The sequence below is a fragment of the Acetobacter musti genome, from assembly GCF_011516835.1.
GTDB classification, from domain to species: Bacteria; Pseudomonadota; Alphaproteobacteria; order Acetobacterales; family Acetobacteraceae; genus Acetobacter; species Acetobacter musti.
The window spans coordinates 1-16693 of sequence record NZ_WOTB01000029.1; the positions used below are offsets into that span (position 1 = coordinate 1).

At 59.4% G+C, this 16693-nt stretch carries 19 protein-coding genes and 1 tRNA gene; 3 read left to right on the forward strand and 17 right to left on the reverse strand.

Translation table 11 applies throughout. The features are described 5' to 3' along the window. Positions 1-64: 64 nt before the first annotated feature. A tRNA-Met gene (locus GOB93_RS16510) sits at positions 65-141 on the forward strand. 229 nt (positions 142-370) lie between these two features. On the opposite strand, the gene GOB93_RS16515 is transcribed toward GOB93_RS16510, so the two are convergent. Next, positions 371-925: a TetR/AcrR family transcriptional regulator gene (locus GOB93_RS16515; protein ID WP_173584598.1), complete on the reverse strand. Its 555-nt coding sequence runs from the start codon at positions 923-925 to the stop codon at positions 371-373. A 131-nt stretch (positions 926-1056) separates the two neighbouring features. Here GOB93_RS16515 and GOB93_RS16520 point away from each other — a divergent pair, with 131 nt between their 5' ends. Both GOB93_RS16520 and GOB93_RS16525 read left to right on the forward strand, forming a co-directional pair. Further along, positions 1057-1686: a glutathione S-transferase family protein gene (locus GOB93_RS16520; RefSeq protein ID WP_173584599.1), complete on the forward strand. Its 630-nt coding sequence runs from the start codon at positions 1057-1059 to the stop codon at positions 1684-1686. Positions 1687-1716: 30 nt separating this feature from the next. Next, positions 1717-2598 carry a LysR family transcriptional regulator gene (locus tag GOB93_RS16525; RefSeq protein WP_173584600.1) on the forward strand — a complete coding sequence of 294 codons (882 nt, stop codon included), beginning with the start codon at positions 1717-1719 and terminating at the stop codon, positions 2596-2598. A gap of 2 nt (positions 2599-2600) precedes the next feature. Here GOB93_RS16525 and GOB93_RS16530 read toward each other — a convergent pair whose 3' ends face one another. The 16 genes from GOB93_RS16530 to GOB93_RS16605 all read right to left on the reverse strand — a co-directional run bounded on the left by GOB93_RS16530 (position 2601) and on the right by GOB93_RS16605 (position 16691). Beyond that, a complete protein-coding gene (locus tag GOB93_RS16530) occupies positions 2601-3050 on the reverse strand; it encodes a CopG family transcriptional regulator (protein ID WP_173584601.1) in 450 nt (149 codons plus the stop codon). 115 nt (positions 3051-3165) lie between these two features. After that, positions 3166-4956 (reverse strand): relaxase/mobilization nuclease domain-containing protein, encoded by a 1791-nt coding sequence (locus tag GOB93_RS16535; protein ID WP_194300103.1) that lies wholly within the window; start codon positions 4954-4956, stop codon positions 3166-3168. 244 nt (positions 4957-5200) lie between these two features. Next, positions 5201-5890, reverse strand: a complete 690-nt coding sequence (locus GOB93_RS16540; protein ID WP_173584603.1) for a lytic transglycosylase domain-containing protein — start codon at positions 5888-5890, stop codon at positions 5201-5203. Then, positions 5877-6215, reverse strand: a complete 339-nt coding sequence (locus tag GOB93_RS16545) for a DUF736 domain-containing protein (RefSeq protein ID WP_173584604.1) — start codon at positions 6213-6215, stop codon at positions 5877-5879. Before GOB93_RS16545 ends, GOB93_RS16540 begins: the two co-directional genes overlap by 14 nt. Next, entirely contained in the window at positions 6212-6751 is a 540-nt protein-coding gene (locus GOB93_RS16550; protein ID WP_173584605.1) for a S26 family signal peptidase, read from the reverse strand. The genes GOB93_RS16545 and GOB93_RS16550 overlap by 4 nt, the downstream gene beginning before the upstream one ends. Beyond that, positions 6748-7233 (reverse strand): DUF2840 domain-containing protein, encoded by a 486-nt coding sequence (locus tag GOB93_RS16555; RefSeq protein WP_173584629.1) that lies wholly within the window; start codon positions 7231-7233, stop codon positions 6748-6750. The genes GOB93_RS16550 and GOB93_RS16555 overlap by 4 nt, the downstream gene beginning before the upstream one ends. A 5-nt stretch (positions 7234-7238) precedes the next feature. Continuing rightward, the gene (locus GOB93_RS16560; RefSeq protein WP_173584606.1) at positions 7239-7565 is read right to left on the reverse strand and encodes a helix-turn-helix domain-containing protein; all 327 of its coding nucleotides are present in this window, start codon (positions 7563-7565) and stop codon (positions 7239-7241) included. Positions 7566-8048: 483 nt separating this feature from the next. Next, complete coding sequence (locus tag GOB93_RS16565) at positions 8049-8720, reverse strand: DNA methyltransferase (protein WP_173584607.1); 672 nt, start codon at positions 8718-8720, stop codon at positions 8049-8051. 363 nt (positions 8721-9083) lie between these two features. Further along, the gene (locus tag GOB93_RS16570) at positions 9084-11042 is read right to left on the reverse strand and encodes a DUF3732 domain-containing protein (protein WP_173584608.1); all 1959 of its coding nucleotides are present in this window, start codon (positions 11040-11042) and stop codon (positions 9084-9086) included. Continuing rightward, positions 11042-11551, reverse strand: coding sequence for a three component ABC system middle component (locus tag GOB93_RS16575; protein WP_173584609.1), 510 nt, complete (start codon positions 11549-11551; stop codon positions 11042-11044). The genes GOB93_RS16570 and GOB93_RS16575 overlap by 1 nt, the downstream gene beginning before the upstream one ends. Beyond that, positions 11548-11778, reverse strand: a complete 231-nt coding sequence (locus tag GOB93_RS16580) for an ABC-three component system protein (protein WP_173584610.1) — start codon at positions 11776-11778, stop codon at positions 11548-11550. Before GOB93_RS16580 ends, GOB93_RS16575 begins: the two co-directional genes overlap by 4 nt. 54 nt (positions 11779-11832) lie before the next feature. After that, complete coding sequence (locus tag GOB93_RS16585) at positions 11833-12717, reverse strand: hypothetical protein (RefSeq protein WP_173584611.1); 885 nt, start codon at positions 12715-12717, stop codon at positions 11833-11835. 76 nt (positions 12718-12793) lie between these two features. Continuing rightward, positions 12794-13201, reverse strand: a complete 408-nt coding sequence (locus GOB93_RS16590) for a PIN domain-containing protein (protein ID WP_173584612.1) — start codon at positions 13199-13201, stop codon at positions 12794-12796. After that, positions 13198-13548, reverse strand: coding sequence for a helix-turn-helix domain-containing protein (locus GOB93_RS16595; RefSeq protein ID WP_173584613.1), 351 nt, complete (start codon positions 13546-13548; stop codon positions 13198-13200). The genes GOB93_RS16590 and GOB93_RS16595 overlap by 4 nt, the downstream gene beginning before the upstream one ends. 15 nt (positions 13549-13563) lie before the next feature. Then, complete coding sequence (locus tag GOB93_RS16600) at positions 13564-14787, reverse strand: site-specific integrase (protein ID WP_242010859.1); 1224 nt, start codon at positions 14785-14787, stop codon at positions 13564-13566. Between the two features lie 179 nt (positions 14788-14966). Beyond that, the gene (locus tag GOB93_RS16605; RefSeq protein ID WP_173584614.1) at positions 14967-16691 is read right to left on the reverse strand and encodes a recombinase family protein; all 1725 of its coding nucleotides are present in this window, start codon (positions 16689-16691) and stop codon (positions 14967-14969) included. Between the last annotated feature and the right edge of the window lie 2 nt (positions 16692-16693).

Below are 16693 nucleotides of genomic sequence, written 5' to 3' on the forward strand. Positions count from 1 at the left end.
CCACGGGAAAGTCGGTCGCCGCCAGGTCTTCCAGTCCACCCCTCACACATTACACCATCACCACCGCGGGGTGGAGCAGCCCGGTAGCTCGTCAGGCTCATAACCTGAAGGTCATAGGTTCAAATCCTATCCCCGCAACCATGAATCCCGTTTAAAAACAAACGCTTAGGCCGCCTCACGGGCGGCCTTTTGCGTTTCCACCACACCAACTGGAATCATATAGGAATCATCCGGGGGAGAATTCACGCGTAGCAGGCCGTCGCATGCAGCGCGGCGCTGGTGGGCCGGGAAGGGAAGGAATCGGGGTGACGTCCTTAAGGTCAGTCGTCTGAAATCGGTCTCAGAGCCCCAGTTCACCGTCTCTTTGCGGTCAGATGAAAGCTTCCACAAATTTACGGCACGACTTTAAGAGGTCACGTGAAAGCTCGTCATCGTTGAGTGCGCGAGCAACTGCTACCCCCCCGATCATGAGCGCGCTAATGGCTAGAGCGCTATCTGAATCTTTGATGGTGGGAAGTGCGCTGACTTTGTCGACGATATCTTTATAGACCTGCGTATAAGTTTCTCGTATCTCGCCTTCCTGTTTGGCAACGTCAGTGGCCAGAAATGCCAAAGGGCAAGGGGAACCTTCTTGCCTGACATGCGACATATCGAGATATTTTCTGATTAATTCAGTGAGCGCGGGCTGGTCAATTTTGTCAGAAAGAGTGGCGACAGGGCCATTACTAGCCGCATGTAATATCGCGTCTTTATATAAAGTTTGTTTCGATTTGAAATGTGCATAGAAAGCTCCTCGCGTGAGATCGGCGTCTTGCATAACCTGGTCCAACGTCACGGCGTCATAACCCTGCGCCGCGAAAAGTTTTACGGCACTGTCTAAAATACGACGTCGGCTATTTTCCTTATGAGCCTTTGAATATGGCATAAGCTCGCCCCCTCTAAATATGTCCTTGATCATATATTACGGCTGACTAGGACCGTCAAAGGAGACGGAAGTGCGGGCAAGGAATCGTTCTTTGATTTCCGTGCTCCATCTCGTTGTAGGAAAGGCCGACCATGACAAAATTATACTATTCTCCGGGCGCTTGCTCTTTGGCAGGGCATATTTTGCTCGAAGAGTTGGGAAGACCATATGAATTGAAACTGACCCCCGTTGGAGACGAAGGCACGGGAAGTGAAGAATTTCTAAAAATAAACCCGCGAGGAAGGGTGCCTGTTTTAATTGATGGTGGGGAAATAATTACAGAAAGTCCCGCAATATTATTTTATTTATCGAGTTCATTTTCAGACGGAAATTTCTGGCCAAAATCAGTTTTAGAGCAAGCTCGCTGCTGGGAGTGGTTTAACTGGTTATCGAGCAATGTACACGCGGTTGCCTATGGACAGGTATGGCGACCTGGACGGTTCATTGATGATGAACATCAATGGAAAAATGTTATTTCAAAAGGGAACAACAACCTTCAGGAATTTAGTGGTGTAATAGAAAATAATATTTCCGGGAGAACATGGTGTGTAGGTGAAGCGTATTCATGCGTTGATCCGTATTTGTTTGTTTTTTATTCTTGGGGCAAAGCCATCGGATTGGATATGGAATCCTCTTTTCCGGCGTGGTCGCGTCATGCAGCCCGAATGTTGGAGCGGTCAGCCGTTCAAAGCGCTTTACGGCAAGAAGGTTTGATCCCGTAAATAGCTGTGAGGTACGATGGGTGTCTTTAGATGGCACAAGAATACCCATTTAACCTTCGTGATCTGCGACGTGTCATCGCGGTTGCGGAGCATCGCAGTCTGCGTCGGGCGGCCCTGGCCTTGGAGGTGGACCAGGGGACGCTGACACGTTCTATCCAGGCATTGGAGCACGCGCTTCGTATTCCCCTGTTCGAGCGACTGCGGACGGGTGCGCGGCTCACGGTGGCGGGTGTGGCGTTCACCAGGATCGCCGCCTCCGTGCTGGACGGCATGGACGAGGCCATGCTGCATCTGCGGCTGCGGCATAATGGGATGGTGGGCAGGCTCAGCCTTGGTGTGCAGGTGTCCTTCGCTAGTGGCGTAGTCGCCAACCTGCTCGAACGGTATCAAGCCGAATATCCCGATGTGGACCTTCAAATCATGGATGGCCCGCGTGAGAGACTGCTGCGGGATGTGCTGGGCTCCCGCCTCGACGTCGCGATCGTCATAGCGGGCGAGGGCTGGCACGGCCAAGCCATCCCGTTGGGGAAGGAAAGAGTGCTGGCCGCTGTTGCGCGCGATCACCCGCTTGCGGTGCGTGCAGCGGTGACGTGGTCCGGCCTGTCAGATTGTCTCCTGACACTCCCGCGTCGTGGTGCAGGCATGGAGCTTCGCAAGCTCGCGTTGCGGCATGGCATGCTGCCTGAGCGCATCATGTTTCATGACGCTGCGATTGACCGGTTGCTGGCATTGGTCCGTCATGGGGATAAGATTCTGCTCGTCACGGAAGGCGCTACTGGCATCAGAATGGATGGTGTCGTCTTCCGGTCTATTTTGGATGAAGGCGGCCCGGTGACATTCGATCTTGCCCTGTGCTGGCGGGAGGGGGAATGCGATCCCGTTCTTGCCCGTTTCATCGAATTGGCGCGGTAAACTCATGAGGACGGCGCTTCTTTTTCTGGTGTCGGCGACGTCTGACGCATGGCGGGAATATCGAGCGGGATGTCGTCACGGAAGGATCGTCCCTGAGACAGACGCCGCCCCAGCGTGTCCAGAAACCGGCCGAAGCGTTCCTGCCCCAACGCGTTGGCGACGGCCTGCGCCTCGGCGGGCAGGGGCGGCATCTGGCCCAGCCAGAAGCGGATGAACAGGGCGTGTGTTTCCAGCGCGATCATCAGGTCGCGCTCCTGCCGCTGCATCTGGCGCGTCAGCCGGTCCAGACGCCGTGTGAGCGCGGCTTCCGTTTTCGTGGCGCTGTCGGGTGACAGGAGCGAGGCGACTGCTGCTTCTACCACGGCGGAGCGCGTCACCTTCCGGCGTGTCGCAAGATCGCCGATCTGCGAGATCATGGCGACGGGCAGGGAGACGTTCAGGCGATCACGCATGGAAATCCTCCATGAAAAGCCATGATGTGGCTGAAAGGGTTTTCCAGAAACAAGACTGAAACTGCGTCGAGTGTACCGAGGCGGGCGATAGCGCGAAAAGAACGGGCGGCATGGATCACATGCTGATCCCGAGATCGCGTTTCCGGTCGTGCCGCCAGTCGACTCCTCCATCGTTACGGGCGACGCCATCGACATAGCGGTCGTGCTGTTTTTCCAGAGACGGTGCCCAGGGCACAAGCTGGAAGCCCAGCCCGTTGTCGATCATGGCGAACCGGCCCGAGAACAGGCTGAGGCGTTTTACATACTGGCCGGTGACGAAGTTGCCCGGAACGCTGCGCTCATAGGTCAGCCCGCTTTCCTTCGCGAGTTTCGCGCCGATCTGATCGAGTTCCTGCTGGCGTAGTGTCGTCAGGAGATTGCGCTGATAGCGCGCCGATCCGTCCTGTTGGAACGACGCCAACCCGCGATCCGCGAGATGCCGGGTGCGCTCCTGCATGGCCTGCCGTACCTCGGTCCCGAAGCCGCTGCGGGCGAGGTCCATCGGTTGGCGTTCCACCAGCCGATGATCCAGCCACGTCGCGCCCGGTGCTTTGACCTGGGCGGCCAGGTCCAGATCGGAGCGGGTGGACAGCACCAGATAATCCTTCCCGCTCGTCCTGCCGGTCGCGGTGCGGATTTCCACGATGCCACCATCGGGCGGCGCGTCGCGGAACACCTCCACGCCGGGGAAGCTGACATGATGGACGCGCCCGTCCGTGGCATCGATCACGGCATAGGCTTCGCCGGTCAGTTCATTGTGCAACCCGCGCTCCACCAAGCGCCCGGTCAAGGCGATGGGCTGATCACGTCCGGAGATCACGTAATCGCCGGGAGACATCCCTTGATCCCGGCTTCGTTCCGTTATGGCGCGGTGCATGGTTTTGATGATGTCGCCCCGCGCGCCCATCACGCGCAGCGTGTCTTCCATGCCGGGCGTAAGTGACCATCTTCCCGGCCCATCGGGTTTTGCCAGCCCCATGCGTTCCAGCGTCTGTGCTCTGCCGGTTAGCAGCGCGCGATGCGTCGCGTCCTGGCCGAAGCCGGTAGTGGCGTCAGCCCGCAGGTCCACGATCCCCAGATCGTCGGCATGACGCCGCAACTCGGCATCAAGGCGTGTCCAGCGTTCCGCCGTGACATCCTGGCGCAGCGCCATTTCGATTTCATGTTCCGCGCGCGGTCCGAGTTCCAGTGACACCAGATCCTCCGCCCGTGAGCGCAGCCCGTGGCTGATATAGTCGCGGGCGATCACCAGATCAGCCCCGGCCTGGTCCACACCGCGCACGATCAGATGGACATGCGGATTGTCGGTGTTCCAGTGCGACACGGCAGTCCAGTCCAGCCGCGTGCCGAGATCGACTTCCATCTGCTGCACGAGGTCGCGGGTAAAGCCGTCGAGGTCCGCCATCTCCGGCGTGTCCTCGGGCGAGATGATGAAGCGGAAATGATGCCGGTCATCTTTGCAGCATGCGGCAAAATCCTGTGCATCCACCTCCTGACCATCCGGCCCGAACAGATGCGCTTTTTCACCATCGCGGGTGACGCCATCGCGGCGCAGATAGGCGAGATGATCGGCCAGCGATCCGGGACGCGCGCCGCGCCCAGTCTGTCGCACCACGCGGGCCTTGACGGTGACGCGGCGATGGGCGTCGAAGAGGCGACTTCTGCCAAACCGGGAATGCCCCCGCCCGAAGGTCGAAGGACCAGAGCGGGGACTGCTGCCTTTTCCCTTTCCGGGGTTGCCGCTACTGCCTCCGCCCGCGCGTCGGGAGGCATGAAGCACCTGCGCCAGAAAGCTCCGAGGCCGGGCGCTGCTTCCCTTGCTCCGGATGCGTCCCGGAAGGACGCGGAAATCCTCGTCGTGGGTCATCACAACCCTACTGTGCAGGAAAACCCCGCAGGAAAGCAGCACACAATCAAAAACCCTGCACACGACCGACCCGACATGCACACAAGAAGACGAAGCGCGACAGCGCTTTGTCGCCCGACGTGGCAGGCCGTTTTATCTTGCCCTCTTAATTCTTCACGTTTCCCGATCACCCCAACTTCCGACGCACACCCGAAGCGCTCCCGATAGGATGGCAGTTTTCCCCTCCCGTGACGTAAAACTCTCGTCATGGCGCGCTCCTTTGCGAAACGGAGACGAACAGGTCCTGAGGTGGGGCCACAAATCGCATCACGTGATCAGAAACAGGCATCACTTCCGGTGCATTCTGGACGACGGTTTGGGATGCAAACGGGCCGACGAAAAGCGGACTCCCGGATGGTGTATTATCGGGCAATCTGGAAACAGAATTCGTGCTTCTTCCCGTGTTGGGAATTACACTGCGGATTGACACTTCATGCAGCAGTCGGACGACTCTCGTGACGTATTTCCGCGTCTCGTCGGGCAGCACTTTTCCTGCTGTCAGAAGCTGTTCATAGCGTCCGGGACCGGCATTATAGGCAGCCAGAAAACCAGCATCGCCGTAGCGGTCATGCAGCCACCGGAGATAGGCCGCGCCCGCTGTGATGTTGTCGCGCGGATCGTAGGGATCGGCCCCCAGATTCAACGATGCGCGACGCTCCCGCCATGTGTCGGGCATGATCTGCATGAGGCCCATCGCCCCCTTGGGTGATGCTGCGTGGGCATCGCCCTGACTCTCGGCGCGCATCACCGCCGTGATCCACGCGGGCGGGATGTGTGCCCGCGTGGCCGCCTCGCTGACATAGGCATCGAACGGCGCGGCGCTGGCAGTCTGCACGGGGATGGCAAACCCGCCGCAGACCACCAGCAGACCGAGCGCTTTTTTAACGTGAGGCATGGCGTAGGTCGGGACGGTTCCAGACCAGCCGGAAACTGTCGGAACCGTCGCGGTCGGGCATCAGCCGGGCACGCAACGGAGAAGCAAACAGCGGGGCGTCGATCAGCACGGCAAGCCACAGACCGAAGCGCTCATTCTGTCGTACCCAGGCGCAGCCAACCTGCGCGGCCTCATCCTCCAGACCACGCAGGACACGATAATCGGGGGCGTTTTCCGATGTGCGGTTCTCGTTCGGAACGATGGAGAGATCGTCGGCCATCAGGAAGGTGGTGATCTGGCCGAAAAACCCGTTGGTCGTATGCGTGAATGTGCCAAGATGGATCATGACCGATCTCCTTTTATGTGGGGAACAAGAGAAACGGGAAACCAGAGCGGGACCGCGCGCCCGATCACAGACGCAGCAGGAAGCGGGCCGAAATACCGCCCGTCGAGGCTCCGCGGTTCCGCCGGGTTCATGACGAAAATCTCGCCGGGTGCGAGGCGATGACAGCCCTGCCAGACAGGCAGCGGGCGTCCACGATGATCACTGTCGCGCGCGTCGCCAGCATGTACGCCGTCGATGCTGATGGTGTTTTTTACCCTGCACACGTCTTGCCCCGGCAATGCCGCGACGGGTTTCAGCAAGGGCACGCCGAACGGCAGATAACCCCGCTTTGCCAGCAGCAGCGCCAGCCGGTCGGGCAACCGGATCGCGGCGATATCCCCGACGTGCAGGGCGCTGCCGGGACGCACCCGATACAGCCCGACCGGGACGCTGGCCGTCTCGTTCCACAACAGCCGGGGCGCGACATGGATGACGGCGGACATGCCCACTGTCAGCACGATGAAATACGTGCCGAAGAACCAGGCACGCCGGGTCATGACAGTAACCTCCTGCGCGCCAGCCATGCCTTGTGCATGGCGCGCGTGTAAGGCCGGGAGGCCACGTTGGCGGCGATGCGGCCATTGAGGATGCGCCAGTGATCGGGGCAAATTTCGGCGGGGTGAAACCCCTGTGCCTCGATAGCGTCGATCTCTTCCAGCACGCGGCGGACCTTCGGCCAGCCGGACACGTCCAACAGCAACTCGCCGCCAGGGCGCACGAAGGGCACGGTCTGGAAGGCGGCACCCGGTTCCGCCGCGTGCACGATGTCGAAACAGGACACGACAGTCCCGTAATCATTGGCCGTCCAGCGGATGAAGCCGAACACACTGCCGGGGATGAAGGCGACCAAACGGCGGCGCTTATCCAGCACCTTGTCGGATACCGGCTGACCGAACCTGATCCAGTGTTCGACGCGCTTTTCGATGTAGGTCAGTTCTACGGTGGTCAGGCCGAGGACGGCGGCGTCGGGGGCATCCATGTCGGTCATGACCTGTTCCTCCATGACGCCCGGTTGCGGAGTGCGGCGACAAAATTTTCATCGGAAGTGCTGTTGCAGCGGTGACGTTGCAGCCAGTTCTCGACATCCTGCCGGGCGTAGAGGACACGGGTGCCGATTTTCAGGAACGGTGGCCCGTCGCCAATGCAGCGGTATTTTTCCAGGGTGCGGATGGAGACGCCGATCAGATCAGCGGCTTCGCCACTGCGCAGATAGGGGCGCTGGATACGGGCCGGTGCGGTCAGGGCGCGCGGTGGCGTCTGTGTTGCCGGGACCGGGGGCTGTTCCGGCTTTGGTCCGGGTCTCGTGGTCATGGAAACCTCCCTTGTCGATGCGGTCCGCTTCGGGGGTGAAGCGGTGCCGGTAAGGGGAGGCTGACGGGAAAAATGTTGTCTGGGAGTGGAGGATATGACGTGCGCGAATTTCTCCACCCCAAAAGCGTAGGTGGGTGTAAACAGGCGTTTGCGGGCGTGTGTTCGATTTTTTCCTTATGCACTCGGAATCGGTGGGCAGCCTGTTATGTCGTTATGGGAATGATCTGGAGGGGGCACCGTTCGCCGGAAGCGAAGCGGTGATATGCGGCCTGAAAGGTCGCTTCCGCTCGCGGCGCGGGAGCGTCGCGTTGTCACGGCACAAGAGAGGTCGGGGCAGACCGGTTATTCGGGCCGGTACGGAAGACAGATGCGAGCCGGGCTTGCCCGGCGAGCGCCGCCCGCGCGTCCCCGCCACCGATCTGCCAGAATCGGCGCGCGGTTGTCTCGCAGCGGGAACAGGCCGGAAAGAGAGAAAGCGGGGGCTTACGCCGCCCGTCTCTCGCCCCAGTAAGCCAGCCGCCGGGAGGCTGTGGCGGCGTGGGCTTCGTCCAGTTCCATGCCCAGCCAGTCGCGGCCAAGATACTGCGCCGCCACCAGCGATGAACCGGACCCCGCGAACGGGTCCAGAACCAGCCCGCCGGGTGGGCAGAAGGCATGAACGAGGGGCAGCAACGCCGCAACCGGCTTCTGTGTCGGGTGCATCCTGTTGCCGGAATAGGGCATGTCGATCACGTCCGGGATGGGATGACGGGGCAGTTTCGCGTCGCCCTTGGCCAGCAGATAGGCCGCCTCGTGGGTGTAGCGGACGAACCGCGCCGATGACGCATAGGACTTCCGCAAAATGATGTGCCCAACGGGCCGGAACCCCGCCGCTTTCCATGCCGCCATGAACAGGTCAATACGGTTCCAAGCATAGAAGGATACGGCAAAACCGCCATCTTTCAGAACGCGGTGCATCTGGTTGAACGCGGGGCGAAGCCATGCGACATTGTCGTCATTGCGCACCGTCCACCCGTCCCGGCCCCGGTAGTTCACCAGATAGGGCGGGTCGGTGAGGATGAAATCCACGCTCTCGCGTGGCATCCCCCGCATGAGGGCAACACTGTCGCCCTGAAGGATTGCATTACGGAAGGCCCCTTTTGCATTGTCGGTCATGTCCCTGTTTCCTTTGCCGGTATCATCGCCGGGGGAAGCACCCCTGCGTGCTTCCCGGAGGCGGGTGACCGCGCGGGAGAGTTGGGGACAAATGACGGCGGGAGTGGCCGGGTTGCGCGCCAGCGGGGCAACGCCCTGCGCCGTCGCGCGGTCCTGCTACTCTGTAGGCGACGTTTGGGGGAAGAGAGGCGAAGGGCCTTTCTTTCCCTTCTTTGCTTTGTTTTTAGCCCGTTATCTGACGGTTGTAGCAAAAGAACCGAAGTATCCGCTGTGGGATGGTCACGATTAGAAAAGGCGCCGTCACTATGGTTGACGTTTGCGAATGAAGCCTACTCAATTCTACCTATGTCATGAGTATTAATCTCATGAGAACCATTCATAAGGCACGAGAGCGCGATCACGCCATTGCTCTGCTAATATGACGCTATCGATATCGCCCCAGACATCTTCGTCCGCATGGTCAAGTACGATAACTTGTAAACGCCCGTTCGCAGATGCGACCTGCTCGCCGAGAAGCCTAAATACCTTTCGAACTGCCTCGACATCCTCGTCGCGCCAAGTAATTGGATCGCTTCTTTCGTCGCCCGCCGTCCGCCGGGGAAAATAGACTTGGCTAGGTTGGTCGTAGATCAGCAGGCCAGGGACTGGATGATGGGAGGAAGAGAGGAAGAAAGTCTGCAGCGCCAGAGTCAGCGCAATGTGGTAGGCAAGCCAGTTCGCGCCGCTGCCAATCTCCCAGAGATAATCGTCGCGCGTTCCTCGGATCACCTTTACGGTTAGATCTTCAATCATCAGGCGAACCGGGGCCTCGGGCCATTCCGCGTCAAGACGCGGAATGAGCCGCCCGGTAGTGGCCTCGATACTGTCGAGCGCGTTGCGGAGCTTTCTGGCGATCTCGCTCTCCGAGACTCGCTTCTGCAACTCTGCGATCTGCGCCTTGAGCGCGTCGATCTCTTGGCGAAGACCAGCGGATTGATCGGTCTGGTCATACAGGCTGAGTGCTTGTTCGAGACGCCCTAGGAAGCGCTCCATTCGGTCGAATCGGTCGATCGCCATCTTCGCCTGTTGCGAGTTGCGTTCGAGCAAACCGATTTCGCGCCGGATCTCGTTCAGCCGAACAAGCGACACGTCCACTTCGGCGCGCAGGCGCAGGATTTCCTTGTCGAGTGTGTCCGATATGCTCGGGTGCGTTCGTAACCGTACTTCGATCGCAGCGAGAGCATCACTCAATTGCTCGATCTTCTCGCGTCCGCCATTGCCAAGAGTCGCTATCGCATCCTCGGGTTGGTCCTCCGGCAAGAGCCGCTTCAGCCAGTCGGAGATAGAGAGGCGATCGCGCTGGATGCGCAGTGCGTAGCCATAGGCATCGCTACTTTCAATAAGGCGACGTAGTTCGCTAAGTCGCTGTCGACGTTGGGTGACCTCAACCGCGACCTTGCTCTCATCGTCCCGCAACTCTTGCAATCGCTCCAGTGCCGCATCGATACCCGCAAGAGTTGGATGCGCGGACTCGCTGTTCGCGGCCACGACCTCGCGCAGCAAGTCGACGATATCGGGCCAATTGATGGGTATCGTCATATCGGGTGGCAGCAGTCCGAATTCGATTGCTTGCCTGAGCCAAGACTGGGCCTCGAGTTGCCATGTATTTCCGGCGGATACGAGCGCACGAAGTTCGTTCTCCCGGCGTCGTAGGATCCGGTTTCGTCGCTGGATTTCGTGGCGAGCCTGGAGGACCTCTGCCGTCACTGCGCGCAGGATGTAAGGAAAGATGGTCTTCAGCTTCTCCCGGTGTTCGGTTGTGTCGGCCTTGAAGAACATGACATCGGGATTGGCGACAATATTCTGTGGCTGGAAGGTAAAGGCCATGAGATCGCGAAAACTTGGTCGCGATTGCGAACTCACCTCCGAATCTGGATCGAACCCGAGATTAGTGAGTCCAGCCAAGCGATCCAGCATCTTCTTGACGTTTCCCTGAGTGGTATCCTTGCCTTCGATCCGGTGGGGGACTTCGACTGTCTCCCCTTCGATCAGGACCATGTCGCCAGTGCTTTGCTGACCACCTGGTTCGCGCCTGGCAAGGAGTTTCTGTCCCTCTACAGTATCGATAATAATACCGAACCAGCTGCAATTTTCGCGGATCACTCCGACGGGAATGGCACATTTGTCGGCGGCGAGACAATAATCGATGATCGGGATAACTGCCGACTTGCCCGTTTTTGACGCGCCACTGATGACGTTGACGACACCAGGATGAAAATTAAGTTCGCGCGGCTCTTCGCCAGTGCGCGGCCAGAGGATCAACTTGCGAAGTTGGAAATACATTAGAAGTCGATCCTAAGGGTTGAGGCTATCTGCGGAAGTTCGAGCTTCGAAAACCAGTAGCCGATCTTGTCGGCGGCACTAGGAAATCCCTTCAACCGCTCGGGGATAGAAGGTTTTTTGATGTCGAGGAGATCAAGAGGGTAGCCGTGCAACGTTGCGGCCTGATGATCGATCTGTACGAGCCGGGAGCTAGATGCGATGCCGATCGACTGCAGGCTCAAGGGGCGAAGCAGCAGCGCGCGTCCGTGCAGTTCGATCAGCATCTCGCGCTCCTTATCGAACTTGGCGGCAAATAAGGTCAATCCCGATGCTTTTCGAGTCGATACGACTGCGTCATAGGTCGGCCTGTGAAGCAGCATCGGTAAAAGGAGGAAAGCGAGTAGGAACGGCACGGAATCGGCTCCATCCTCCTGATATCCGAGCGTGAATTGCCATAACAGATAGGCACCGATGGCGGGATTCTGGACAAGCTCGAGTTCACTGAGGTCCGCGTTCGGGAAGACCGTCATTCGGGATCCTTGCCAAGGAGGTTTTCATAATCGGCATGCCACCCGAGACAGCGTCGATCAGCCAGGTCGTTGAAGCTGCCATGGACGAAGTGACCGGGGACGACTCGTCCTTCTAGCGGTACCTGATACTGGGCACATTGGCGATAGATGAGCCGTCCTTGGACGGACACTGGCTTGTCGGGATGAAGATCGGTGATGTCGCCGCGGATCATGCCATAGCGACGCACGAGATTGTCATCCCATATGTCGAGGCTGCCAAGGAAGATGACGCCACGGTCTGCCTAGTCAGCCTTGTCTGCCGAGGTTCGCAGATAATCACTGATGGCGCGTAGCTGGTCATCGTGGCTTGCGTCGACAAGCTCCAACTGCCGGATGAATGTGGGTCTAGCGGAAGCGATGCCGACAACGAGATCATTGCTGGGCACCTCGCCGAGCGAGGTCAATAATCCAGGCATGTTGTTCTGGCGGATGAAGGCGTGAAAGTCCTTCCGGAAGGCGTCCGCATCGAGAATTGCGGGCTTCCCGCGCTGGATGAGCCGATCGAGCGCCTGCTTGGCTTGGCCGATCCCAGACTTAATGAGAATGTCAATCTGATTTTCGGCAATGGTCGGGAGAAGGACTGCACGGATCGCGTCGAGGGGATCGGTGCCATCCGTTTCGAGTTCGAAGCGGCTGATGATTGCGACCTGCTGGTCGGCAGGAGCATCGAGGAATGGTTGCAAGTGTGCAACGCAACCTGGTAATGCTTTCATTTTGCTGAGTTTGATGCGGATCGTCTTCAACAGGGCAGCGACAGCATCGCCGTCACCAGCAGCGGCCATCGCCTCGGCGAAAGTTCCCTTTTTCTGGGGTGTGACATAAAGTCGATAGTACGTCAGGCTAGGCTTGATCTCCCCGGCGATGAGCATAGCGCGCCAGTTCTCGAGGGCTTTCCACAGATCCCCGGCCCAGTCCGAGATGGGGTTCTGCCTGAGTGCACTCTTGGTCTGCTCAAGGTAGACTGTGCCGTCGACATGATGGACTGCGACATCATCCTTGAATTCTAGCGAAACCTTTGCGCCCTTCGGGCTGGTCAGCAAATGGTAGAAGACGCGGACCGGCTGCAGCGCGAAACCGAGATATTGACCTGGCGCACTGTGTTTCGCAGGTTTCGTCTCGGCATTCATCGATTATTTTCTCTTTCCTTTGTGCAATGCTTTGCAGGTTTCGGCTATAGGTCAAGAAATCGTAACGCGATCCATGTCAGCAGATGGAGGCGCAAGCTGCAGCGATGTCGGTTCGGGAGAAATCTGTTCCCTTGAACAGTAGGGGAGCGTTTTGAGTGTGGGACAGCGCATAGCTCGCACAGTCGCCGAAATTCAGAGCTGCCGGATGCCGCCCCTTGCCGAAACGCAGGAAAGCATCACGAGCAATCCTCGCCTGTTCAGCATTCTGTGGCACGATCTCAATGGCTGCGCCTTCGATCAGATCGTCCAAATCCCGCCATGCGGTCTCGTCGCCGGTGCGTCCGGCCAATACCATACTTGTTTCCAGCAGACTGACGGCCGAAAGCAGACAACGATCAGTCCCGACGATCAGACGGAGGAACTCGTCGGCTTCATCCTCCCGGCGCAGGATGGCCACCAGCGCCGAGGTGTCGATGACGATCACGCGGGCAGGCCGTTCTCATCGTAGAGATCGTGGTCCGTCAGGATATCGTGTCCCTGCAATCGTTCGGCGCTGCGTAGGCTGATTGCACGCAGATCCGCGAAAAGCCTCTCCGCCTGGGCGCGTGGGGCGCTTTTGCGGCGCACGCCGTGAGGGATGAACTCCGCTCCGGCTTGCTCCAGCGCCCGGCAAACCCCGTCCAGCACGATCGGCGTCACCTGATGCGCGCTGACTTCGTTCTCTAGACGGCGAATGGTCACGACGGAGACATGGGCGCGGCGTGCCAGTTCGTCCTGTGGCAGATGCAGCAGGGCGCGGGCGGCGCGAATCTGGTCAGGTGTCACGTTCATGGGATGAAATATATCTCAAAGAGCTGTTTCATTCAATGTCGCTGAAAGTGCATCGACTGGGACAGAAGCCCGGTTGATCCTGTTTTCTGGCGCGACATGCCCGAGTGCGCTGGCGATGGCGTCCGCCACCTTGTTGGCGGTGGTGCGGATCGGGTCAGTCTTGAGATGGGCATATCGTGCGGTGGTCTGCACCTGTGTATGGCCCAGCAGCCGCCCGATCATGGTCAGGTCCGCACCAAGCTGGAGCGCGTCCGATGCGAAGGAATGGCGCAAATCGTGGATGCGCAGCGTATCCAGTCCAGCCCGTGCGCGTATCCGCCGCCACGGTTTCTGAATGTCGGTCAGATACTGCCCGTCCACTTTCCCGGTGATGACATAGGGGTTGCCGTCAATCCGGGGGATGCCCGCCAGCACGTCCAGCACCGCCTTGCCGACGGGCACGATTTTGGCCCCGGTCTTAGAATCCGGGAGGCGCAGGACACCGGCCCGAAAATCCACATACTCCCATTTCAGCTTCTGGATTTCCCCAAGGCGACAACCGGTCAGTAGGAGCAGGCGAATGCAGTATGCTGCTTCGGGCTCGCCATCCGCCTCGCGGAGCACTTTGCCCAGCCGGGCCAGTTCGTCCGGTGTCAGGTAACGCTCTCGCTTCATTTCCTTGTAACGCTTGACCTTCCAGCACGGATTGATCCCATCCGTCCGGACGCCCCACGTATCGGCCAGAGTGAACATGATCGACAGGACGCCCAGCACCCGGTTGGCTTGATAGGGCGTCTCTTTCAACCCCTGGTGCAGTTCGACGACATCGGCGCGGGTCACGTCGATGACCTTGAGCATTCCGAGCTTTGGGGTAATGAACAGGTCCATGCAGCGGCGATATTCGTACTGGGTCGAAGGCTTGCAATGCGAGGCGACATGCTCGTCGAGGAAGCGCTTGCCAAACTCCTTCATGGTCGCGGCGGCGCGTATCCGGTCGCGCTGCGCGCCAGGATCACTGCCCAAGCGGACATCGGACAGATGCTTCATCGCTTCGGTGCGGGCCTGATCTGGGGTGATCGGGCCATGCGGCCCGATATTGACGCGGCGGATGCGTCCGCCCGCGCGGAACTGGGCGAGGTAGATTTTCCGGCCCGAGGGATGGACCCTCAGACCGAAGCCCCGAAGCTCGTCATCCCAGAGGAAATATTCCTTGCCGGTTCTGGCGGCGGCTTCGACGGAACGTTTTGTGATCTTGACCAATGGAACGTCCTCTCCCGGTTGGAATCACTGGAATCAAATAGGAATCATTTGGGAGTGAAATCAGGCAATTCCAGTCGTGGAGGAGTGTAGCGGAAACCGAGTAAAAACTTAAGAAAAACCGCCATTTATCGTGAAAAAATCGGCTCTGTGTGGTAATTGTGTAAGTATTATACTAGAACTCATAACCTGAAGGCCGCAGGTTCAAATCCTGCCCCCGCAACCAACGACGCTTGCGAATGACCATTCGCCACATTTCGCCGTGATCGTAGTGTGCGGTTCCCCGCAACCAACGATACTTGCGATACGAACGCATCAAGAACGCCACTGTCCGGATGGACCGTGGCGTTTTTCTTGTGCGCCGCAAACTGCAGGATTGCCGCCAGGTCGCCGCGCAGGATGATCGCCAGTTCGCCGTCGGCCGGCTGGAGCGTGATCTGCGAGACGAGTGTGCGCAGGCGCTCGGCCGCCTCGGTCTTCGTCTCCTCGGCCTGAAGGCTTTCATAGAGAGACGTGATCCGTTGCTGGTAGATCTCCGCCATGTTCGGATGGAGAAGGGGAGGTGGCTCCTCTGCATCTGTCAGCAGATGCGTCAGATCTGCCTTACGAGCCTCGAGGGATTCCATTTCTGCCTTCATGGAGGACTGGTACATGCCGTCCTTGATGGCCGTGATGATGCCCCGGATCTGTTTTTCGACCCTGACGAGTTCGTTGCGACGCGCCGCGAGGTCCGCACCGTGCTCCATGCGCAGTCGGTTCACCTCGCGGGTGAACTCGCTGCAGAATTCCTTGAACAGGTCCGGTTCCATCAGATGCGTGCGTAGTCCGCTCAGGACCGAGGCCTCCAATGCGTCGCGGCGAATGTTGAGGCGGTTGTCGCAGGTGCCCTTGTTGCGTGCCGTCGAGCATCCGAGCAGATCCTTCGAGATCATGCTGTAGCCGCCGCCACAGCGGCCACAGCGGATCAGTCCGGCAAAGAGATGGCGCGGACGGCGCCGCTCGCTGAGGGCCTCGTTTCCCCGTTCCGGTTGGCTGAAGGTTGTTTCGGCCTGGCGTGCCTTCACGGCGTCCCATAGATCCTGCTCGACGATCCGCAGCTCCGGTACGTCCTGGTTTACCCATTCGGATTCAGGATTGAGGCGTGAGACGCGCTTGCCGGTATCGGGATCCTTGAGGTAGCGCAGTCGGTTCCAGACCAGGCGCCCGACATACATCTCGTTGTTGAGAACGCCGGTGCCGCGTTCCCGATTGCCGTGAATGGTGGACGGTCCCCACTCGCGTCCCTGCGGGCCTGGAACGCCATCCCGGTTCAGTTCCATCGCGATCGTGCGCGAGGACTTCCCACGCGTGTAATCGGTGAAAATCCGCCTGACCGTGCGTGCCTCTTCGTCGTTGATGGTCCGGTCGCCACGGATGCGCTCGCCCTGGGCGTCAAACTGGCGTACGACATCGTAGCCATAGGAATTGCCGCCACCGGACTTGCCGTCCTCGATCCGCCCGCGCAGGCCTCGGCGGACTTTCTCTGCCAGATCCTTGAGGAACAGGGCGTTCATGGTGCCCTTGAGCCCGATATGCAAATGCGTGACATCGCCTTCGGAGAGGGTGATGATCCGCACGCCCGCGAACGTCATCCGCTTGAACAGGCCGGCGATATCTTCCTGGTCGCGCGAGAGCCGGTCCATGGCTTCGGCCAGCACGATCGTGAAGCGCCCGCGTGTGGCGTCCTGGATCAGTTCCTGAATGCCGGGGCGGAGCAGGGAGGCGCCCGAGATCGCTCGGTCCGTGTAGCTGTCGACGATTGTCCAGCCCTGCTTTTCGGCGTGAAGCCGGCAGAGGCGTAACTGATCCTCGATCGAGGCATCACGCTGGTTTTCGGACGAATAGCGGGCATAGAGCGCGACTTTCACAA